This is a genomic window from Nonomuraea harbinensis, from assembly GCF_019396385.1.
GTDB lineage: Bacteria > Actinomycetota > Actinomycetes > Streptosporangiales > Streptosporangiaceae > Nonomuraea > Nonomuraea ferruginea.
Genome location: NZ_JAHKRN010000089.1, coordinates 1 through 21,362 on the forward strand (window position 1 = coordinate 1; position 21,362 = coordinate 21,362).

General features: G+C 73.2%; 19 protein-coding genes and 1 pseudogene. 14 read left to right on the forward strand and 6 right to left on the reverse strand.

Annotated elements, in window-relative coordinates; genetic code table 11:
* Positions 1-157 precede the first annotated feature (157 nt).
* On the forward strand, positions 158-1,363 hold the full coding sequence (locus tag KME79_RS43145) for a GAF domain-containing protein (RefSeq protein WP_308249264.1): 1,206 nt from the start codon (positions 158-160) through the stop codon (positions 1,361-1,363).
* Positions 1,320-1,598, forward strand: a complete 279-nt coding sequence (locus tag KME79_RS47320) for a sensor histidine kinase (protein ID WP_308249265.1) — start codon at positions 1,320-1,322, stop codon at positions 1,596-1,598. Before KME79_RS43145 ends, KME79_RS47320 begins: the two co-directional genes overlap by 44 nt.
* A 6-nt stretch (positions 1,599-1,604) precedes the next feature.
* Here the strand turns inward: KME79_RS47320 and KME79_RS43150 are convergent, their stop codons facing one another.
* Positions 1,605-2,504: a GerMN domain-containing protein gene (locus KME79_RS43150; protein WP_219552286.1), complete on the reverse strand. Its 900-nt coding sequence runs from the start codon at positions 2,502-2,504 to the stop codon at positions 1,605-1,607.
* A 236-nt stretch (positions 2,505-2,740) separates the two neighbouring features.
* On the opposite strand from KME79_RS43150, the gene KME79_RS43155 reads away from it, so the two are divergent.
* A complete protein-coding gene (locus KME79_RS43155; protein ID WP_219552288.1) occupies positions 2,741-3,790 on the forward strand; it encodes a class I fructose-bisphosphate aldolase in 1,050 nt (349 codons plus the stop codon).
* Between the two features lie 122 nt (positions 3,791-3,912).
* Here KME79_RS43155 and KME79_RS43160 read toward each other — a convergent pair whose 3' ends face one another.
* Positions 3,913-4,854, reverse strand: coding sequence for an Acg family FMN-binding oxidoreductase (locus KME79_RS43160; protein ID WP_219552290.1), 942 nt, complete (start codon positions 4,852-4,854; stop codon positions 3,913-3,915).
* 306 nt (positions 4,855-5,160) lie between these two features.
* Between KME79_RS43160 and KME79_RS43165 the strand changes: the two genes are divergently transcribed.
* The 4 genes from KME79_RS43165 (at position 5,161) to KME79_RS43180 (ending at position 9,522) form a co-directional block, all read left to right on the forward strand.
* A complete protein-coding gene (locus tag KME79_RS43165; RefSeq protein WP_219552292.1) occupies positions 5,161-6,090 on the forward strand; it encodes an alpha/beta fold hydrolase in 930 nt (309 codons plus the stop codon).
* A gap of 92 nt (positions 6,091-6,182) precedes the next feature.
* Positions 6,183-7,685 (forward strand): WS/DGAT/MGAT family O-acyltransferase, encoded by a 1,503-nt coding sequence (locus KME79_RS43170; protein WP_219552294.1) that lies wholly within the window; start codon positions 6,183-6,185, stop codon positions 7,683-7,685.
* Positions 7,686-7,700: 15 nt separating this feature from the next.
* On the forward strand, positions 7,701-9,209 hold the full coding sequence (locus KME79_RS43175; RefSeq protein WP_219552296.1) for a long-chain-fatty-acid--CoA ligase: 1,509 nt from the start codon (positions 7,701-7,703) through the stop codon (positions 9,207-9,209).
* Between the two features lie 121 nt (positions 9,210-9,330).
* Positions 9,331-9,522 carry a DUF1918 domain-containing protein gene (locus KME79_RS43180; RefSeq protein WP_219552298.1) on the forward strand — a complete coding sequence of 64 codons (192 nt, stop codon included), beginning with the start codon at positions 9,331-9,333 and terminating at the stop codon, positions 9,520-9,522.
* A gap of 265 nt (positions 9,523-9,787) precedes the next feature.
* On the opposite strand, the gene KME79_RS43185 is transcribed toward KME79_RS43180, so the two are convergent.
* The 4 genes from KME79_RS43185 to KME79_RS43200 are packed head-to-tail and all read right to left on the reverse strand — an operon-like array spanning position 9,788 to position 14,159.
* Positions 9,788-11,410, reverse strand: coding sequence for an NAD(P)-binding protein (locus KME79_RS43185; protein WP_219552300.1), 1,623 nt, complete (start codon positions 11,408-11,410; stop codon positions 9,788-9,790).
* 1 nt (position 11,411) lies between these two features.
* The gene (locus tag KME79_RS43190) at positions 11,412-12,389 is read right to left on the reverse strand and encodes a thiamine pyrophosphate-dependent enzyme (RefSeq protein ID WP_219552302.1); all 978 of its coding nucleotides are present in this window, start codon (positions 12,387-12,389) and stop codon (positions 11,412-11,414) included.
* A gap of 2 nt (positions 12,390-12,391) precedes the next feature.
* The gene (locus KME79_RS43195; RefSeq protein WP_219552304.1) at positions 12,392-13,624 is read right to left on the reverse strand and encodes a transketolase C-terminal domain-containing protein; all 1,233 of its coding nucleotides are present in this window, start codon (positions 13,622-13,624) and stop codon (positions 12,392-12,394) included.
* Positions 13,617-14,159 (reverse strand): 2-oxoacid:acceptor oxidoreductase family protein, encoded by a 543-nt coding sequence (locus KME79_RS43200; protein ID WP_219552306.1) that lies wholly within the window; start codon positions 14,157-14,159, stop codon positions 13,617-13,619. The genes KME79_RS43195 and KME79_RS43200 overlap by 8 nt, the downstream gene beginning before the upstream one ends.
* Before the next feature lie 132 nt (positions 14,160-14,291).
* Here KME79_RS43200 and KME79_RS43205 point away from each other — a divergent pair, with 132 nt between their 5' ends.
* From KME79_RS43205 to KME79_RS43235, 7 genes and pseudogenes are all read left to right on the forward strand, one after another.
* A complete protein-coding gene (locus KME79_RS43205) occupies positions 14,292-15,383 on the forward strand; it encodes an NAD(P) transhydrogenase subunit alpha (RefSeq protein ID WP_219552308.1) in 1,092 nt (363 codons plus the stop codon).
* On the forward strand, positions 15,380-15,673 hold the full coding sequence (locus KME79_RS43210; protein ID WP_219552310.1) for an NAD(P) transhydrogenase subunit alpha part 2: 294 nt from the start codon (positions 15,380-15,382) through the stop codon (positions 15,671-15,673). The genes KME79_RS43205 and KME79_RS43210 overlap by 4 nt, the downstream gene beginning before the upstream one ends.
* A complete protein-coding gene (locus KME79_RS43215) occupies positions 15,670-17,064 on the forward strand; it encodes an NAD(P)(+) transhydrogenase (Re/Si-specific) subunit beta (protein WP_219552312.1) in 1,395 nt (464 codons plus the stop codon). Before KME79_RS43210 ends, KME79_RS43215 begins: the two co-directional genes overlap by 4 nt.
* Before the next feature lie 118 nt (positions 17,065-17,182).
* Positions 17,183-17,836: a CBS domain-containing protein gene (locus tag KME79_RS43220; RefSeq protein ID WP_219552314.1), complete on the forward strand. Its 654-nt coding sequence runs from the start codon at positions 17,183-17,185 to the stop codon at positions 17,834-17,836.
* A 12-nt stretch (positions 17,837-17,848) separates the two neighbouring features.
* Positions 17,849-20,203 (forward strand): carbamoyltransferase HypF, encoded by a 2,355-nt coding sequence (locus tag KME79_RS43225; RefSeq protein WP_219552316.1) that lies wholly within the window; start codon positions 17,849-17,851, stop codon positions 20,201-20,203.
* A 25-nt stretch (positions 20,204-20,228) separates the two neighbouring features.
* Positions 20,229-21,068, forward strand: coding sequence for a universal stress protein (locus KME79_RS43230; protein ID WP_219552318.1), 840 nt, complete (start codon positions 20,229-20,231; stop codon positions 21,066-21,068).
* A gap of 107 nt (positions 21,069-21,175) precedes the next feature.
* Positions 21,176-21,362 (forward strand): annotated as a pseudogene (locus KME79_RS43235) (hypothetical protein); the annotation flags it as partial.

Sequence of the window (21,362 nt, forward strand, 5' to 3'; positions counted from 1 at the left end):
GCACCCCTCTACCACGCACGTTCTGCGCTGGTCAGACTGGCGCCGCCGCCACCAAGCAACAGCCCGACACTGCCACTACCAGCGCAGATCCGATCCATGATCGCAAAGTGTCACTGGAGTACTAGGCGGCGTGTGCCACGGGTGCCACACTGATCGCATGCCGGAGCGTGAAGCTCGCCCGTTGATGCCGCAGATGCGGCTCGATGAGTTGCTTGCTGAACTGCAGACCAGACTCACCGCCGTGCTGACGACCCGTGACCGCGTGCACTCCCTGCTCGAAGCCGTCGTGTCCGTGGGCAGCGACCTGGACCTGGAGACCGTGCTGCGGCGCATCATCGAGACCGCCACCACACTGGTGGACGCCAGCTACGGCGCGCTCGGCGTGGTGGGCGAGGAGCAGACGCTCCTGCAGTTCATCCCCGTCGGGCTGAGCGAGGAGGAGATCGCCAAGATCGAGCACTGGCCGCACGGCCTCGGCCTGCTCGGCCTGCTCATCAAGGACGCCCGGCCGCTGCGGCTGGGCCGCATCTCCGACCATCCCGAGTCCTACGGCTTCCCGCCCGGCCACCCGCCCATGGGCACCTTCCTCGGCGTGCCCATCCGGGTGCGCGAGGAGGTGTTCGGCAACCTCTACCTGACGGAGAAGCGCGGCGGCGCCGAGTTCGACGAGGAGGACCAGGCCGTCGTGGTCGCGCTGGCGACCGCCGCCGGCGTCGCCGTCGAGAACGCCCGCCTGTACGAGGAGACCCGCCGGCGCGAGACCTGGCTGCAAGCCTCCGCCGAGATCACCACCTGCCTGCTGTCCGGCGCCGCCCCGCAGGAGGTGCTCACCCTGATGGCGGCCCGCGCCCGCCGCATGTGCGATGCCGACCTGGTCCAGGTGCTGCTGCCCGACGCGTCCGCGACGTCGCTCACCGTCGCGGTCGCCGACGGCCAGGGAGCGGACGAACTCCTGGGCACGGCATTCGAGATCACCTCGACGCTGGCGGGCGACGCGTTCGTCCAGGGCGAACCGATGGCGGAGACGGACCTGTACAGCGCCACCGATCCCGGCTCGCCGCTACGCCGGCTGGGCTACGGGCCCGCACTGCTCATCCCGGTGGGCGCGGCGCCCAGGGCGCGCGGCGTGCTCACCCTCACCAAGCGCAGCGGCCGGCTGCCCTTCAGCGGCGCCGACCGGCAGAATCTTCGCCCTGCAGGCATCCCCCGGGGCCGCCGGCCCGGGCCTGCGCGCGCAGATCGTCGACCTGGTGGAGGACGCCGGCGGGCACCTGGGCTTCATGCCGGGCCTGCGCATGGAAGGCCAGATCGACACCCTGGTGGGGGAGCAGATCGCCGAATATCTGCTGGCCGTGCTGCGTGAGGCGCTGTCCAACGTGGTGCGCCACTCCCACGCCACCCGGGCCGAGGTCTCGATCGAGGTCGCCGACCGGCTGCTCACCCTCACCATCACCGACAACGGCGTCGGGGTAGGCGAGGGCGGGCGGCGCAGCGGGCTGCGCAACATCGAAGAACGCGCCGGCCGCCTGGGCGGGGCCGCCGAGCTGGAGGCCCCGCAGGAGGGCGGGACCAGGCTACGCTGGAACGCCCCCCTTTGAGCGTGCTCACGGCTCCAGGCTGTCGGGGATGGAGTCGGACGGGCCGTAGGGCTGCTGGGTGTGGCCGCGGCCGTCGTAAATCTTTACCCACTTGACGGCGGGGAACTGCTTGAGGGTCGGTGTGATCTCATCGGCGATGGTGAAGGTCGATCCCGCGCTGGCCGGCCGGCCGGTCAGATAGACCCTGGCGATGCCCTTCTTGATGGTGAGCTTGCTGAAGCCGGTCGCCTTGGAGGAGACGAAGCGCAGCCCTTGGGCCTTCTCGGCCTGGGTGGGGCCGGCGAACAGGCGCTGCAGCGCGCCGTGGGCGGTGGCCGGGCCGATCACCGGCCGGCGCACGGCCGTGGTGTAGGGCGTGCGGCCGGTCGCGTAGTTGGCGGTGTTGAGGAAGTAGCCGCGCACCGGCACCGTCCGGTACGGGGTGGCGATGTCGACGACGACCCGGCTCGGCCGGGTGAGCGTGTAGACCCGGTAGGGCACGCGCTTGGCCAGCCCGATGCCGAAGGTCAGCGTCGCCTCGAAGTCGCCGGCGTTGACGACCTGGATGACACCGGGCAGCGGGTAGGTCCTGCGCGCAGGGCCATAGGTGACGCGGCCACGCTGGTCGTGGCCGTCGGCCTGATCGAAGCGCACGCGCAGCAGGGCGCCGCCCACCACCTCGACGGCCTGACCCGAGCCGTCGGCCAGGAGCCGGGACACGTAGCGGACGTCGCGCCGGGCCGGCACCCGGCCGTGGAACTCGAAGACCAGCCGGTCGAGTCCCCGGTGGTGCGCGGCCCTGATGCCGGTCAGGATCGGCGGGCCGGCGTGCTGCACGGTGGCCTGCACCGGAACGGCGAGCAGGCCGGTGGTGGTGGCCACCATCGCGGTGGCGATGAGGGGGCGGATCGGGAGCATGGTGATCATCTTCTTCCCCGTGAGTGCTCCTGATCCAAGTGTCCGCCCGGCCCCGCCGCGCGGCACCGGCGAACGTCCTCACCTTGCGGGACTTCCGGCGCCGATGACCAATCCCGGACGCCGGCGGGACGTTCGCCCCTGGTGTCGCCGGACGGGCGCGAGAAGCGTCGCTGGTAGGACACCTCGGCCGCGTCCCTCCCGCGCGAGGCGGGCAAGCGGCCATCACACGGCGGAAGGAGCCGCAGATGGATCTGAAAGAGGTGCTGGGCGAGGAGTACGGCTACCTGCTGGAGCACCGCGCGGCGGGCATCTCGCGCGAGCGGCTGCATCTGCCCGGCCCCGACTTCGTGGACCGGGTGGTGGCCGGCAGCGACCGCAGCCCGGCGGTGCTGCGCAACCTGCAGCACGTCTTCGACACCGGCCGCCTGGCGGGGACCGGCTACGTGTCGATCCTGCCGGTGGACCAGGGCGTGGAACACTCCGCCGCGGCCTCGTTCGCGCCGAACCCGGACTACTTCGACCCGGCGAAGCTGTGCGAGCTGGCGGTGGAGGGCGGCTGCAACGCGATCGCCTCCACGCTCGGAGTGCTCGGGGCGGTGTCACGACGCTACGCCCACCGGGTGCCGTTCATCGTCAAGATCAACCACAACGAGCTGCTCACCTACCCCAACCGCTACGACCAGACCGTGTTCGCCTCGGTCAAGCAGGCGTTCGACCTGGGCGCCGTCGCGGTGGGCGCGACCGTCTACTTCGGCTCCGCGCAGAGCATGCGCCAGTTGCAGGAAGTGCGCGAAGCCTTCCAGCAGGCGCACGAGCTGGGCCTGTTCACCGTGCTGTGGGCCTACCTGCGCAACGAGGCGTTCGTCAAGGACGGGACCGACCACCACCTCAGCGCCGACCTGACCGGGCAGGCCAACCACCTGGCCGCCACCGTGCAGGCCGACATCGTCAAGCAGAAGCAGCCCGCCTCCAACGGCGGCTTCCGCTGTCTGGAGTTCGGCAAGACTCACGACAAGGTCTACAGCGAGCTGGCGACGCACCACCCGATCGAGCTGACCCGCTGGCAGGTGGCTAACTGCTACCTGGGCCGGGTCGGATTGATCAACTCCGGCGGCGCTTCGGGCGGGAAGGACGACCTGGCGCAGGCGGTGCGCACCGCGGTCATCAACAAGCGGGCCGGCGGGATGGGGCTGATCGTCGGCCGCAAGTCCTTCCAGCGCCCGATGGCCGACGGGGTCGCGCTGCTGCACACGGTGCAGGACGTCTACCTCGATCCCGACATCACGCTCGCCTGACGCCGCCGCGGCGGCCAGCCTGGGCACCGGCCCGTACGCCGCCCCCGGACCTCACGGGCCCGGCTCTTGCCTTCCTGGCCGCCGTGCCGGCCGGCCTGTGGGGTGACCGCTGGTCCCCCGGGTCAGGCCAGGAGATCGGTGGCCGGGCGGCGCGGGGCGCGCGGGACCAGCGGCCCGAAGCCCAGCCGCATGATCATTTGCGGGTGGCCGCGCCGGTGCCGCGGGTCGGTGTGACGCCGCATGTCGCGCAGGTCGAGAGGCTGGTTGAGGAAGCTGGCCGAGATGTCGTACCCGGCGGCCACCAGCAGCACGCGCTGCAACGCCTGCCCGGCGCGCAGCCAGTCACCAGGCTCGTCCCCGGCGGTGGTGAGCACGGCCAGCTGGGGCTGCGGCTCGAAGCGGGCTTCGCCGCCGCGGTGGCCGAAGTCGCGGACGGGGTCCACCTCGCCGATCGCCTGCGGACCTTCCACGTACGCGGGCAGGCCCTGCCGGTTGGTCCAGGAGGCGAGCTCATCGAGGTAGTCGCGCTGCGTGGCGAGCTGGTCCTGGGCGATCGCGGCGTAGTCCAGCAGGTCGTCGGCGCTGCGCCGGTCCAGGTACAGGAACCGGGCCCGCTCGGCCGAGGCGGCGGCGCGCAGCTCGGCCAGCACGCGCGGCGGCACGGGCCGCGGGTCGTAGGGCGCCCTGCTGGTGCGCCGGCGGGAGATCAGCTCATACAGCCGGCGGGCCTCGCCAGCGGCGCTCTGACGGGTGCTCAGGTCGACGCGGGCCAGCACCTCCGATGCCCGGGGGGCGTCGGGCAGCAGCCGGACCACGGGTCGCCGGCCGGCCGCACGCGCCGCGATCCGCAGGTTGTACAACGCCGCCCCGCAGCTGACATGCAGGCAGCGGCCGCGCGGGTCACTCACCGGCAGCCAGCGATCCCAATCGGCCAGCAGGTCGATGACCTGGCCCTCACCCACCCGGAACCGCCAGGGCTGGGTGTTGAGCACCGAAGGAGCCTGTCCGGCCGCCACCAGGAGCCGCCGGACCGCGAGCGTGACAGTGGGTGCAGAAGTAGTCATGGCGCACCTCCCTGTCTTCGACGTTGGCCCTGCGGCGTGGCAGCGGTCAGAGCCGATGGTCCCGCGAAAGGTCCCGCCCGCAGGGGCGCCGTGACGGCAGGCGTGACAGCGCACATCACCGCGACGATCGCGGTCGCAGACTCCTTGCCCCCGCCGGCGCTTGCGATGACCATGGTCCCGCCCCGGCGGGCCTTTTTGCCCTGGGATGCCCGGCGGGGCCGGTGTGGCCTGAAGACGCACCACAGCGTCAGGGCCCAACGCCGCGCCGGCGAGCGGACCGCGCCATCCCGAGGAGCGAGGTGAGCGATGCGAGCCGACCTGTCCTTCCCCGCCTCCCGATGGGCCGAGCTGGGAGCCAGCATCCACTACCTGGACTTCGGCGGCCCCCCGGACGGGCCCGTCGTGGTCGCCGTGCACGGGCTCGGCGGCTCGGCGCTGAACTGGCTCGCCATCGCGCCGCCGCTGACCGGCACCTGCCGGCTGCTGGCGCTCGACCTGGGCGGGCACGGGCTGACCCGGGCGCCGGCGCGGCGGGCCGGCGTCGCGGCCAACCGGCTGCTGCTGCACCGCTTCGCCGAGCAGGTCGCCGGCCGGCCGGTCATCCTCATGGGCAACTCGATGGGCGGCATGATCTCGCTGCTCGAAGCGGCCGCGAGCCCCGAGACGGTGGCGGGCCTGGTGCTGCTCGACGCGGCCACCCCGTTCGGTCCCGCGCTGCCCGACCCCGTGGCCGCCGCCGTCTTCGCGCTGCACACCACGCCGTGGCTGGCGACGATCGCGATGGCCCGCCGCCGCGCCCTGCCGGCCGAAACCTCGGTCGGCCTGGTTCTGCGGCTGTGCTGCGCGGACCCCGCGCGCGTGCCCGCCGAGGTCGTCGCCGACCACGTCCGCCTGGCCCGCCACCGGGCCGAGCTGCGGCACGCCGACCGCGACTTCCTGCAGGCGGCCCGGTCGGTCGTGCGCGCGGCGGCCGGGCTGCCGTACCGGGCGGCGATCCGGTCGGTACGCGCGCCCGCCCTGCTGGTGCACGGCGACCGGGACCGGCTGGTGCCGGTGGCCGCCTCCCGCGGGCTGGCCGGCCGGCATCGGTCCTGGCGGCTCGTGGTCCTGCCGGACGTGGGTCACGTCCCCCAGCTGGAAGCACCGCAGCAGACGGCGGCCGCCGTGCTGCGCTGGCTCGACGACATGGGGCCGGCGCTCGACGGCGCCCGGCACCCCGTGGCAAGTCAGGCATAACGCCGCACGCCTCAGGACCTTGGCCCCCTGCCACACACGCGGGCTTGGGACGACGCTCAAGCCACCGGCACACGCAGAAGGTGGCGACCGACATGAGCGATCACATGAGCCCGCTCGACGCGGCGTTCCTGACCCTGGAGGACGAGCAGCCCGAGGCGTCCCTGGCGATCGCGTCGGTCGCCGTACTCGAAGGCCCGGCGCCCCGCCAGGAGGAGATCCTCCGGACCATCCGCGCGCGGCTCCCCCTGGTGGAACGCTACCGGCAGAAGGCGCGGCAGGTGCCCTTCGACCTCGGGCCGCCCGTCTGGGTCGACGATCCCTGCTTCGACCTGCGCCATCACGTGCGGCGCGTCGCCCTGGCGCCGCCCGGAGGGGACACGGAGCTGGACGAGCTGATCGCCCGCATCATGTCGCGGCGGCTGGATCGCACCCGCCCGCTGTGGGAGTACTGGGTGATCGACAACCTCGCCGCCGACCGGTGGGCGCTGGTGTCCAAGGTGCACCACTGCATGGTCGACGGGGTCTCCGGCACCTCCCTCTACTACGCGATCTTCGACGTGTCGCCCGAGGGCACCCGCGACCCGCCGCAGGACACCTGGAGCCCGCACGCCGAGCCGTCCGCGCTCCAGTTGAGCGCCGACGCGCTGCGCGACCTGCTCCGCAACCCCGTCGAGCAGGCGCGCATGGCCGGGCGGGCACTGGCCGCGCCGCGCGCCACCGCCCGGCGCGTGCTGGACACCGTCCGCGGGCTCGTGCCGCTGGCCGGCGCGCTGCGGCCGGCCGCCGCCTCGACGCTGACCGGCCCGATCGGCGAGCGACGCCGCTACGCCGCCGCCCGCGTGCCGCTGGCCGACGTCAAACAGACCGCCCAGCGGGCCGGGGTGACGTTCAACGACGTGGTCCTGTCCGCGATCAGCGGCGCCTACCGGGCTGTGCTGCGCGAGCGCGGCGAGGAACCTCACCCGCACGCGGTGCGCTCGCTGGTGCCCGTCTCGGTGCGCCCGCCCGGGCAGGAGAGCGTGTGCGACAACCGCATCTCGCTCCTGCTGGCCCACCTTCCCGTCCACCTGGCCGACCCGGCCGGACGGCTGCGCGCCGTGCATGAGCATCTGAGCGAGCTGAAGGCGAGCGGACAGGCGCAGGCGGGGGAGGCGATCATCCGGCTGGCCGGCCACGAACCCTTCCCGCCCGTCTCGGCCCTCATGCGCCTGGCCGCGCGGGTGCCGCAACGCCAGATCGTCACCGTCACGACGAACGTTCCCGGGCCGCGACAGCCGCTCTACCTCCTCGGCCGGCGGACCCTGGAGATCCTTCCGTACGTGCCCATCGCCACCCGGCTGCGCACCGGCGTGTCGGTCTTCAGCTACTGCGACCGGGTCGCCTTCGGCGTGACCGGCGACCACGACAGTGCGCCGGAGGTCGAGCGGCTGGCCCGCGGCATCGAACGGGAGATCGAGCGCCTGCGCGCGGCCTTCCAGCCCCCGGCGCAGGCACCCAGGCGCGCCAGGCCCGCCCAGCCATCCAGGTCCCGGGCCGCGGCAGGGCCCGCCGCGGCGGCCGCGCGGGCCAAGGCGGCGCACCCGCACCCGGCCTGATCGAAGGAGACACCCATGTTCAACCTCGCGATCATGTTGCGCGAATCGGCGAAGGCCACACCCGACAAGGCGGCGATCCGCCACGACGGCGGCGCCGTCAGCTACGCCGAGCTGGACGAGCTGTCCGACTCGGTCGCCGAGGGCCTGATCGCCCTCGGCGCCCGCCCCGGCGACGCCATCGGGCTGCAACTGCCCAACATCCCCGAATTCGTCGTGGCCTACTTCGGCATCCTCAAGGCGGGGGCCGTCGTGGTGCCGCTGAACCCGCTGCTCAAGGCGCGGGAGGTGGCGTTCTGCCTCGGCAGCTCGCACGCGCGGGCGCTGATCACCTGGGCGCCGGTCGCCGGCGAGGCGGCCAAGGGCGCCGCCGAAGAGGGCGTCGCCGACGTGTTCGCCGTCGGGCCGGCCGTCCCGACGGCCACGCCGTACAGCGAGCTGGTCAAACCGGCCCCGCAGCGCCGGCCGATCACCCCGCGCGACGGATCCGACACCGCCGCGATCGTGTTCACCTCGGGCACCACCGGCGTGCCGAAGGGCGCGGAGCTGACGCACATCCAGCTGTACATGAACGCCGACATCCCCGGCCGGCTGTTCGACGTGCGGGCCGACGACGTCGTGCTGACGATCCTGCCGATGTTCCACGTGTTCGGCATGTCGAGCATCCTGAACGTGAGCGTCCGCTTCGGCTGCACGCTCTCCCTGGTGCCGCGCTTCGACGCCGGGGCCACGCTGGAGGCGATCGAGCGCGACCGCGTGACCGTTTTCGAGGGCGTGCCGACCATGTTCGTGGCCGTGCTGGACCATCCCGAGCTCGACCGCTACGACACCTCCTCGCTCCGGGTGGCGATCTCCGGTGGCGCCCCCATCCCGGCGCACGTGCTGGACGCCTTCGAGCAGCGCTTCGGCGTCATCATCCTGGAGGGGTACGGCCTGACCGAGACCGCCTCGACCACCACGTTCAACATCAGCGCCGGCGAGCGGCGCGCCTACAGCGTCGGCAAGCCGATCTGGGGCACCGAGACCCAAGTGTGGGACGAGCGGGGCAACCGGCTGCCGCCCGGCCGCGAGCACGTCGGCGAGCTCGTCACCCGCGGCTTTCATGTCATGAAGGGCTACCACGGCCAGCCGGAGGCGACCGCCGAAGCCATGGCGGGCGGCTGGCTGCACACCGGCGATCTCGGCTACGTCGACGAGGACGGCTTCTTCTTCATCATCGACCGCAAGAAGGAGCTGATCATCCGGGGCGGCTACAACGTCTACCCGCGCGAGGTGGAGGAGATCCTCTACCATCACCCGGCCGTGGCCGAAGCCGCCGTGATCGGCGTGCCCGACGCGCGGCTGGGCGAGGAGGTCGCCGCCTACGTGTCACTCAAGCCCGGCAAGCACGCCACCGAGGCCGAGCTGGTCGCCTACTGCCGCGACCGCCTGGCCGCCTACAAATACCCCCGCCACGTCGAGATCCGCGCCGTGCTGCCCAAGACGGCCAACGGCAAGATCGCCAAGCTGGACCTGGCCGCCTTCTGACCGCCGGTGACCAACGTCCCGCCTGCTGCCCGACCTCCGGCACTGCCGCCCCCGAGGCCGCTGCCGGAGCCTGAAGAGGGAAGGGGAGATCATCCCGCACAGCGAGGACGAGGAGGGCGCCATGCGAGCGACCGTGGGAGATCGGCTGATCGTCGAAGGCACCTGCGGTGCCGGCAGCCGCAGGAAAGGCATCGTCATGGGGGTCGAGCACGCTGACGGCACGCCCCCGTACCGCGTGCGCTGGCTGGACGACGGGCGCGAGAGCCTGGTTTTCCCCGGGCGGGGCGCGCGCGTCGTCCCGCGCGGCCGGTGACGGCGATGACGCCGCACCGGGCGGCGCCGGTGATCGACCATGCCGGCCCGTCCGACGCCGCCATGCTCGCCATGAAAGGCGCCTTTGCCGGTGCAGAGGGACGGCTCCGGCCCGCTGCTGGAGCCGGTAGCGGGCTTCGACGTGGCGCGGGCGCCGCCGCTGCCTCGATCGGGTCCGGGATCGGATCCGGTCGGTGCCGAGGCTCAGGGTCCCCGACCCGGACGCACCCGCCCGTGACCCCTGTGAGAGCACCTGGCAACCCGCTTCAGCTGATCTCGGGCACCATCTCGATCGCGCCCGCCGGGCACTCGGCCACGCACAGGCCGCAGCCCTTGCAGAAGTCGAGGTCGATCTCGTACCGCAGTCCCGGCCCCAGCTTGACGACGGCGTTGTCGGGGCAGACCCCGTAGCAGTTGTCGCACTCGAAGCAGTTGCCGCACGACAGGCAGCGGCGGGCCTCGAACAGCGCGGTCCGCTCGTCCAGCCCGCCCTCCACCTCGTCGAAGGTGGTGATCCGCCGGGCCATCTCCAGGCGCGGCCGCACGGTCGCCGGGGCGTCGCTGTAGTACCAGGTGTTCAGCAGATCGAAATCGGCCACCGGATGCTTGGGGGCCGGCCGGCCGGTGGCGCCACGCAGCCACGCGTCGATGTGCCGGGCCGCCTTCTTGCCGTGGCCGACGGCCACCGTGACCGTGCGCTGGTCGGGCACCATGTCGCCGCCGGCGAACACGCCGGGGCAGCCGGTCATCATGTTCGGGCCCACCTTGACCACGCCATCGTCCACTTCGACGCCCGGCAGACCGCCCAGCAGCGACAGATCCGCCTCCTGCCCCAGCGCCAGCACCACCGAGTCGGCCGCCAGTTCCTCGAACTCGCCCGTCGGCTGCGGGAACCCGGTCTCGTCCAGGCGCATCTTCTCGATGGTGATCGTGCCGCCGACGGCGTGCGCGATCGTGGACAGCCACTTGATGCGCACCCCTTCCTCGCCCGCCTCGCTCACCTCGCTGTCGTGGGCGGGCATGCGGTCCCGGGTGCGGCGGTAGACGACGACCGCGTCGCTCGCGCCGAGCCGCTTGGCGGTCCTGGCGGCGTCCATCGCGGTGTTGCCGCCGCCGTAGACGACGACGTGGCGGCCCAGCGCGGGCGCGGAGGTCTCCTCCAGGTCGCGCAGCACGCTCACCGCGTCGAGGATGCGCGCGCAGTCCCCGGCCGGGATGTAGGCGCGCTTGCCCAGGTGCGCCCCGACGGCCAGGAAGGCGGCGTCGAAGCCGCGCATCGCCTCGGCCAGGTCGGTGACCGCCCGGCCGAGCCGGAACGTCACGCCCATGTCGGCGATCCGGCCGATCTCGGCGTCCAGGATGTCGCGGGGCAGCCGGTAGCGGGGGATGCCGAAGCGCATCATGCCGCCCGGCCGCGAGCCGGAGTCGGCGACGGTGACCTGGTGGCCGAGCCGGGTCAGATGGTAGGCGGCCGACAGCCCGGCCGGGCCGGCGCCGACCACCAGCACCCGCTTGCCGGACGGCTCGGCCGTCACCGGCACCGTCCAGCCGTGCTTGATCGCCTCGTCGCCGAGGAAGCGCTCGACCGAGTTGACGCCCACCGCCTGATCCAGCTTGCCGCGGTTGCAGGCGGTCTCGCAGGGCCGATAGCAGACCCGGCCCATGATCGCCGGGAACGGGTTGTCCTCCATGATCTGCCGCCAGGCCGCCTCGTAGGAGGGCTCCTCGGCCAGGCTCAGCCACCGCTGCACGTTCTCGCCCGCGGGGCAGGCCTGGTTGCAGGGCGGCAGACGGTCGAGGTAGACCGGCCGCTCGGTGCGCCAGGCACCCGTCTTGTTGGCGCGGCTCGTCCCAACCCCGAGAGTGATCGCGAAGGGTTTGTCGTCCATGTCAGTCCACCAATCCGAAACGGCGGACGTTGCGGTCCGCGCCGGCCTGGATGCGGGCGATGACGTCCGTCTTCGGCGGATCGCCGAACAGATGGGCGTAGCGGCCCTGCAGCCGGAGGTAGTCGTCGACCGGGACGCGCCGCCGGATCTTCGTCACTCCGGTGACCTCGCCGCGCTCGGCCTCGAAGACCGGGAACAGCCCGGACTCGGTGGCCAGCCTGGCCACCCGGATCGTGTCGCACGCCGCGGTGACCCAGCCGAGCGGGCACGGCACCAGCACGTGCAGGTAGCGGGCGCCCCGGAACTCCATCGCCCGGCGCACCTTGTACTCCAGGTCCCGCAGGTCGGCGACGGTCGCCGTGGCCACGTACGGGATCTCGTGCGCCATCGCGATCAGCGGCACGTTCTTGCCCTGCCCGAACGCCTGGCCGGGCAGGGGAGTGGTGGCCGTGCGCGCCGCGGGCGGCGTCGCGCCCGAGCGCTGCACCCCCGTGTTCATGTACGCCTGGTTGTCGTAGCAGATGTAGAGCACGTCGTCGTCGCGCTCGAACATGCCCGACAGGCAGGCAAAACCGATGTCCACCGTGCCGCCGTCACCGCCCTGGCCGACCACGCGCACCTCGGTGCGGCCCTTGGCCCTCAGCGCGGCCGCCACCCCGGTCGCGACCGCCGGGGCGTTGCCGAACAGCGAGTGGATCCACGACACCTGCCAGGAGCTTTCGGGGTAGGGCGTGGAGAACACCTCCAGGCAGCCGGTCGCGTTCACCACGACCATGCGGCCGGCGGTCGCGCTGATCGCCGCGTCGACGGCCCAGCGCGCGCCGAGCGCCTCCCCGCAGCCGCGGCAGGCGCGGTGGCCGCAGGTGAGCGAGTTGCCGCGATCAGGCGAGGCCTGCACCGCGCGCTGCTCCGGCGGCAGCAGCCGGTTGCCCACGGCGAAGCTGCCGACCTGGTAGAACTTGGTCCGTTCGACGGGCATGATCAGACACCTCCGGCGAGGTCGCGCAGCAGGTTCTCCGCGGGCGGCCCGGACCTGCGGGCGCGTCCGGCCCGGCGCAGTTCGCCGGCCACCAGGTCCTGGTTGAGGTCGAGGAAGGTCAGCGGCTCCCCAGGGCCGCCAGTGAGCAGCAGCCGCAGCGACGCCTTGGTGACGGCGCGGCCGCCGAGCCCGGCGACCACCGTGAAGACGTCGGCGCCGTTGCCGGCCAGGGCGGAGCGCACCTCGGCGGCGACGATGCCGCCGGCGCCGAGCGAGAACGCCCGCTCCAGCACCACCACGCGGCGGGCGCGCCCGAGGACCTTGCGCACGGCGTGCAGCGGGAACGGCCGGAAGGTCGTCAGCCCGGCCACCCCGATCCGCATCCCGTCCTGGCGCAGCTCGTCGGCCACGTCCTTGAGGGTGCCGAGCACCGAGCCCAGCGCCAGCACGATCGTGTCGGCGTCCTCGGTGCGGTAGCCGCGCACCAGCCCGCCGCAGGCGCGCCCGAAGCCGCGCTCGAACCGCGCGGCCAGGTGCGGGATGCGCTCCAGCGCCGCCAGCTGCCGCAGATGCCCGAGGTAGCGGACCTCGGTGAACGCCTCAGGGCCGACCATGGCCCCGATCGAGACCGGGTCGTCGGGGTCGAGCACCTGGCGCGGCTCGTACGGCGGCAGGAACGCGTCCACCTGCTCCTGCGAGGGCAGGTCCACCCGCTCGAAGGCGTGCGTGAGCACGAACCCGTCCATGCACACCATCACCGGCAGCGACAGCTCCTCGGCCAGCGCGAACGCCTGCACGTGCAGGTCGACGGCCTCCTGGTTGGACTCCGCGTACAGCTGGATCCAGCCGGAGTCGCGCTGCGACATCGAGTCGCTGTGATCGTTCCAGATGTTGATCGGCGCGCCGATCGCCCGGTTGGCCACCGTCATCACGACCGGCAGCCCGAGCCCCGAGGCGTTGTAGAGCGCCTCGGTCATGTACAGCAGCCCCTGGCTGGCGGTCGCGGTGTAGGTGCGCGCGCCGGCGGCCGACGCCCCGATGCACGCCGACAGGGCGGCGAACTCGGACTCGACGTTGACGTACTCGCACGGCTTCAGCCGCCCGCCGGTGACGAGCCTGCTGAGCGCCTCCACGATGTGCGTCTGCGGCGAGATCGGGTACGCGCAGATCACCTCCGGCCGGCACAGCGCGACCGCTTCGGCGACCGCCTGCGAGCCTTCCATCTGCCTAAGCACGGACGACCTCCTTCAAGTACGCGTACGCCTCGCTCGCGGCGAGGACGTTGCGCTCAGCCACCGGGCCGGCGAAGGTGGCGCGGATCGCCGCGTGCACCGACTCCAGCGCCAGCACCGCGGTGACGGCGCAGAACCCGCCGAGCAGCGCCGCGTTCGGCAGCGGCCGCCCGACATGACGCAGCGCGATCTCCGAGGCCGGAACGGTGAAACCGGTGACGCCCAGCTCCGCGGCCGGCCGGACACTGTTGATCAGGATCTGCCCGCCCGGCCGCAGCCCGGCCGTCAGGTCGGCCCGCAGCAGCAGACCGGCATCCTGGATGATCACGGTGTCCGGGGTGGTGATCGGCTCGCGCACGCGGATGGGCCGGTCGCAGATCCGGCAGTACGACACCACCGGTGCGCCGGTGCGCTCGGAGCCGAAGGTCGGGAACGCCTGGGCGTGCCTGCCCTCCAGGAAGGCCGCGAGCGACAGCATCTCGGCGGCGGTGACGACTCCCTGGCCGCCCCGGCCGTGTATGCGTGTCTGGTGCTCCATGTCCTCCGGTGTAGCTCCGGCGAGCCCCGGGCAGGAGTGCCGAACGTCCCGCCTCCCGGGACTTTCGGCTCTCATGGCGCCGCGCCGCGCGTCCGACGCTCGAAGCGAACAACCGCGCGGAAGAGGTGAGACATGCCCAGTATCGGGATCGTCAAGGAGAGCGCCGCCGGGGAGCGGCGGGTCGCGATCACGCCCGAGGTGGTGCCGCGTCTGCTCGGCGCGGGGCTGCGGGTGCTGGTGGAGGCGGGGGCGGGAGCCGCCGCCTGGCACCCCGACAGCGCCTACGTCGAGGCGGGCGCCCACATCGCCGCCGCCGGCGAGGTGTACGGCGCCGACATCGTGGCGTGTGTGGACCGTCCGCCGACCGGCCGGCTGCGCGCGGGCCAGTTGGTGATCGGCATGCTGCGCCCCGATCCCGGCTATGTCGCCGAGCTGACGGCGGCACGGGTCACGGCGGCGAGCCTGGACCGGGTGCCGCGCACGATCAGCGCCGCACAGCCGATGGACGCCCTCACCTCTCAGGAGAATGTCGCCGGCTATCGGGCGGCCGTCCTGGCCGCGCACACCTACGAGCGCTTCTTCCCGCTGCTGGCCACCGCCTCCGGGACCGTGCGCCCCGCCCGGGTGCTGGTGCTCGGCGCCGGGGTGGCGGGGCTGTCGGCGATCGGCACCGCCCGCCGTCTCGGCGCGGTCGTCACCGGCTACGACATCCGCCCGCAAGCCAGACAGGACATCGCCTCGCTCGGTGCGGCCGTACTGGACCTCGACGGCGACGGCGACGGCGACGGCAACGGCGGCGGCGGCTACGCCCGCGCGCTCGCCGAGCACGAGCAGCGGGCCGAGCAGCACGAGCTGGCCGCGCATGTGGCCCGCCACGACGTGGTCATCACCACCGCGCGGGTGCCGGGACGGCGGCCGCCGCTGCTGGTGACCGAGGTCGCGGTCAAGGAGATGCGGCCCGGCTCGGTGGTGATCGACCTGGCGTGCGGCGAGCACGGCGGCAACGCCGAACTGTCCCGCCCGGGCGAGACGATCGTCACCGGCAACGGCGTCACCGTGATCGGCGCGGCCGACCTGCCCTCGCGCATGCCCGCCGCCGCCTCCGACGCCTACGCCCGCAACGTGTGCGCCTTCCTGGAGCGCGTGCTGCGCGACGGCACGCCCGTGCTCGACCCGGCCGACGAGGTCCAGGCCGCGGTCACGATCGCCGGAGGCACCCGATGAGCGTGCAACTGCTGGCCGACCTGAGCGTGTTCGTGCTCAGCCTGCTGCTCGGGTTCGAGGTCATCGGGCGGGTGCCGACGACGCTGCACACGCCGCTGATGTCGGCCGCCAACGCGGTACACGGCATCGTGCTGGCCGGCGCCCTGGCCATCGCGCTCACCGCCGAAGGCGTCCTCGGCTACGCGCTGGTCTTCGTCACGGCCGCCTTCGCCGCGATGAACGTGGTCGGCGGCTACGTGGTCACCGACCGGATGCTGGAGATGTTCCGGCCGCGAAAGGGCGAGCGATGACCACCTTCGACACCTTCGACACCGTCATCAGGCTGGTCTACCTGGCCGTCGCCTGCTGCTTCGTGCTCGGCCTGCACCTGATGAACTCACCCGTCACCGCCCGGCGCGGCAACCTGCTGTCGGCCGGCGCGATGACCGTCGCCATCGCGGCCACCGCGGTCGTCCTGGCCGGGGCCGAAACGGTGCGCCCAGGGGCGTGGGCGGCGCTGGCCACCGGATCGCTCCTCGGCGCCGCCGCCGGGCTGCTGCTGGCCCGCAGGGTGCGCATGACGGCCATGCCGCAACTGGTCAGCCTGTTCAACGCCGTCGGCGGCGGGGCCGCAGCGCTCATCGGCGTGCACGACTTCGCCGGCCGCGGCGCCTCCCTGCCGGTCGTGCTGGACGTGCTGATCGGCGCCGTCACCTTCTCCGGCTCGCTGGTGGCCGCCGGCAAGCTGCAGGGCCTGCTGCCGGGCCGGCCGATCATCTTCCCCGGCTCCCGCCTGATCGCCACCGTGCTCGCCCTGGCCGTCGCCGCCTCCTCGGCCGCGCTGCTCGCCGGCCGCGGCGGCGCCCCGGCGCTGGCCGTGCTCGGCGTGGCCGCGCTGATCTCCGGCGTGACCCTGGTCGCGCCCATCGGCGGCGCCGACATGCCGGTGGTGATCTCCCTGCTCAACGCGTTCACCGGCACCGCCGTGGCGATGGCGGGCTTCGCGCTCGGCAACGGCGTCCTCATCACCGCCGGCGCCCTCGTCGGCGCCTCCGGCACCATCTTGACCAAGCTCATGGCCGACGCCATGAACCGGCCGCTGCGCAGCATCCTCGCCGGCGGGTTCGGCACCGGCGACGAGGCCAAGCCCGCCGGGCCCGGCACCGGCCAGGTCAGGAGCCTGTCGGCCGACGACGCCGCCATCCAGCTCGCCTACGCCGCCAACATCGTCGTCGTCCCCGGCTACGGCCTGGCCGCCGCACAGGCCCAGCACCAGCTCCACGACCTGGTCCAACTGCTGCAGCAGCGCGGCGTGCACGTCTCCTACGCCGTCCACCCGGTGGCCGGGCGCATGCCGGGGCACATGAACGTGCTGCTGGCCGAGGCTGGCGTGCCGTATGAGCAGCTGGCCGACATGGACGACGCCAACGCCGCGATGCCGCAGACCGACGTCGCCCTCGTCGTCGGCGCCAACGACGTCGTCAACCCCGCCGCCCGCAGGCCCGGCACCGCCGTGTCCGGGATGCCGATCGTCGATGCCGACCGGGCCAGGAGCACCATCGTCATCAAACGGTCGATGGGGCACGGCTACGCCGGCATCGACAACGAGCTGTACACCGCGCCCACCACCGGCATGTACTTCGCGGACGCCAAGAAGGCCCTGGCGGAGCTCACCGCCGCCGTCAAGGTGCTCGTGGGCTGAGCCGGCGCGGCCCGCCCCACGAGGAGCGGGACCTCCGGCCCGCGCACCCGGGACGTTCGCCGCTGACCACGCAGGCCGCCGCGCGAGAGCGTGAAGAGGAGAAGGCGAGGTGGACGTCATGCCGATGCAAGTCAAGGACGTCATGAACCGGGTCGTCATAGCCGTGTCGAAGGACGCGTCCTTCATCGACATCCTGGCCGCCATGATGCGGTTCGCGGTCGGCGCGGTCACCGTGATCGACGCCGACCAGCGGCCGGTGGGCGTGGTCTCGGAGGACGACCTGCTGCTCAAGGAGATCGGCCCCGCACCGCGTGGCCCGTCGATGTTGCGCAACCGGCGGCGGCGCGAGCGAGACAAGGCCGCGGCCGTCACGGCGGCCCAGCTGATGACCTCCCCGGCCATCACGGTCACCCCCGGCAGCAGCCTGCGCGACGCCGCCCGGCTGATGCACACCGGACGCGTCAAGCAACTGCCCGTGATCGACGTGGTCACCGGGCGGGTCACCGGCACCTTGCACCAGCGCGACGTGCTGCGCGTCTTCACCCGCCCGGCCGCCCAGCTGGAAGCCGACATCCGGGCCGCGCTCCCGCAGGACGGCACCTTCACCGTCCAGATCGACGCGGGCACGGTGCGCATCAGCGGGCGCACGCGGTGGAGGTCGCAGGCGATCGCCGCCACCGCGGCACTGCGCGAGGTCGAAGGCGTCGTGGACGTCACCGGCGACATCGCCTGCGACGAGGACGACCTCGTCATCGTCCCTTCGCTGATGTAGGGGGGCGCCGCCATGGACAGCTCATGGCGCATCGAGGTGCACGGCATCGTGCAGGGCGTCGGCTTCCGGCCGTTCGTGCACCGGCTGGCCACGGCTAGCGGAATCCGCGGGCAGGTCAAGAACACCGGCGGGCACGTGGTCATCTCCGCCACCGGCCCTGCGGACTCGCTGCGCGCCTTCGTCGCCGGCCTGCGCGCCCAGCAGCCCGGCGCCGCGCACGTCCGTGACGTGCTGGTCACCCCGCAACCCCTGCGGCAGCGGCCGCCGGGCTTTGAGATCGTGCCGAGCGAGGGCACGCCCACGACCGGCAGCGAAATCCCGCCCGACCTGGCCACCTGCGGCGACTGCTTGAAGGAGCTGTTCGACCCGGCCGACCGGCGCCACCGCTACCCGTTCATCAACTGCACCGCCTGCGGGCCCCGGGCCACCATCATCGAAAGCCTGCCCTACGACCGCGGGCGCACGTCGATGCGACGTTTCGTCATGTGCCCGGCCTGCGCCGCGGAATACCACGACCCGGCCGACCGGCGCTTCCACGCCGAGCCGATCGCGTGCCCGTCCTGCGGCCCCCGGCTGCGCTGGCAGGCGCAGACCGTGGACGCACCGTCCGGGCAGGCACCGTCCGGGCAGGCACCGTCCGGGCAGGCACCGTCCGGGCAGGCACCGTCCGGGCAGGCGCTGACCGCGGACGCCGCGCTGGCGGCCGCGGCCCAGGCCATCGCCGGCGGCGCCGTGGTGGCCGTCAAAGGACTGGGCGGCTTCCACCTGATCTGTGACGCGACCGGCGACGAGCCGGTCACCCGGCTGCGCGTGATCAAGGCCCGCGACGGCAAGCCACTGGCTGTCATGGTGCGCGACGCGGCCATGGCCGGCGCGCTGGCGGAGCTCTCCGACGCCGACCGCGCGCTGCTCGCCGGCCCGTCCGCGCCCATCGTGCTGGCCCCGCGACGGCCCGGCCCGCTGTCGCCCGCCGTCTGCGACGGCATGCCCGACCTCGGGGTCTTCCTGCCCTACACGCCGCTGCACCACCTCCTGCTGGACGCGCTGAACCGCCCCCTCGTGGTGACCAGCGCCAACCACGCCGGCAGCCCCATGCCGACCCAGGACGTCACCGATCTGGCCGTGGACGGCGTCCTCACCCACGACCGGCCCATCGTGGCCCGCTACGACGACTCGGTGATCCGCTCGTTCGGGCGCCGCTCGATCACCCTGCGGCGTGGACGCGGGCTCGCCCCCGTCCAACTGCCCCTGCCGGACGCGGCGCCGCCGCTGGTGGCCGTGGGAGCGCAGCTGAAGAGCACCTTCACCCTCGCCGAAGGCGGACGGGCGACGCTCGGGCCGCACATCGGCGACCTGTCCGACGCCGAGACGCTGCACTCCTACGAGCAGACGCTCGACCGTTCACGCCGCCTGCACGGCATCCAACCGCTGCACGCGGCACACGACCTGCATCCCGGCTACCTGTCGACCCGGCTGGCGCGCCGCTGGCCCAGCCGCGTCGCCGTCCAGCACCACCACGCCCACGTCGCCGCCGTCGCCGCAGAGCACCGGCTGCAGCCGCCCTTCCTCGGCGTGGCCTACGACGGGCTCGGGCTCGGCGACGACGGCACCTTCTGGGGCGGTGAGCTGCTGCTGGCCTCCTACACCGGCTACCGGCGGCTGGGCCGCTTCTGCCGCGCCCCCATGCCCGGCGGCGAGGCGGCCGTGCGCAGACCCGCCCGCATGGCCCTCGGCTACCTGCTCGCCGGCGAGATCAGCACCGGCCCCCTGCCCGGCCCCCTGCCCGGCCCCCTGCCCGGCCCCCTGCCCGGCCGCAGGCCCGGCGACGACGTCATCGCCCGCATGATCGCCCGAGGCGTCAACTGCCCGGCCGCCTCCAGCGCCGGCCGGCTGTTCGACGCCGCCGCCGCGCTGCTGGAGCTGTGCGAGGTGAACCGTTTCGAAGGCGAGGCCGCGATCCGGCTGGAACAGGCGGCGGCCGCCTTCGCGGGAGCCGAGCCGCTGGCCTGGCGGCTGGAGCGCCGCGACGGGCTGTGGGTGTACGACGGCGTGGCCACCCTGTGCCACCTGCTGCAGGCCAAGGCCGACCGCGAACCGGCCGGCCGGATCGCGGCCGCCTTCCACGCCACCATCGCGGCCGTCACGGTGCTGCTGTGCGAGCGGGCCGCGGACGAGCACGACGTCACCCAGGTGTGCCTGTCGGGCGGGGTCTTCCAGAACCGGCTGCTGGCCACCGACGTGCTGGCCAGGCTGGCGGCGGCGGGCTTTGAGCCGTACATCGGCGAGCGGGTCCCGGTCAACGACGCCGGCATCAGCTACGGCCAGGCGGCCGTGGCGGCGGCGCGGCTGGCACCCGGACACCTGTGAAACCCGACAAGAGCCGGAGGCGAAGATGACGGACGAACTGGGCGTCGTGGTCGGCTATGACGGCTCGCCGCAGGCGCGACAGGCCCTGCGGTGGGGCGCGGCGGAGGCGGCCGCCAGGAAATCCCCGCTGACCATAGCCCATGCCTGGCAGTGGCCCCACCACGAGTGGCCGGGCGAGCTGGTGCCGCTCGAACTCGTGCGGCGCCCCGCCCAGCGGCTGGTCAAGGCCGCGGCAGCCGGGGTCGCACACCACCACCCCGAAATGATCATCGATTCGGTGACCGGGCGGGACTCGCCGTCCGCGCTGCTGGCCGACCTGTCCGGACAGGCCGCGCTGATCGTGCTGGGCACCCGAGGGTACGGCACGCTGCACAGCATGGCTGCCGGCTCGGTCAGCGGTCACGTCGCCGCCCACGCCCGCTGCCCGGTGGTCGTGCTGCGCGGCGACCCGGCCGGACGCGGGGCCCGCGACATCGTGGCCGGCTTCGACGGCTCCCGGGCATCCATGGCCGCCCTGGACTTCGCCGCCGCCCAGGCGCACCGGCTGGACAGCACCCTGCACGTGATCATCGCCCAGCGCGGCCGGGGCGGGCAGGCCGACACCCACGAGCTTCGCATCCAGACCCAAGGGCAGGCCTGGGACCGCCTGACCTGCCGGCAGCACACCCACCCGAGCCTGCGGACCGAGGTCGAACTCATCGACGAGCCGGCGCGAGCGGCGCTGCTGGAAGCCGCCTACAAAGCTCGTCTGCTGGTGGTCGGCGCACGCGGCCTGGGCGAGGTACGCGGCATGCTCCTGGGATCCGTCAGCCAGGCCCTGGTGCACCGCGCCCCGTGCCCCGTCGCCGTGGTCCACGCCCGGTGACGAAGGTCCCGGCGCCCCAGGTCGTAGGACGCTGCTCCGCAGCGCCCGCACAGGATGTGCTGAGGGTCCACAGAATAACCACACCGCCCTGGGAAAGGGGATCCATCATGACCACCATCAACAGGCCTGCGACGCACAACAGCGGCACGACCGAGCGCAGGGCTCCCGTCGACTACGTGTGGGCGATCGCCCGGATCTCGATCGGCTGGGTGTTCCTGTGGGCCTTCCTGGACAAGACCTTCGGCTGGGGTTTCGCCACCCCCGCCGAACGGGCGTGGATCAACGGCGGCAGCC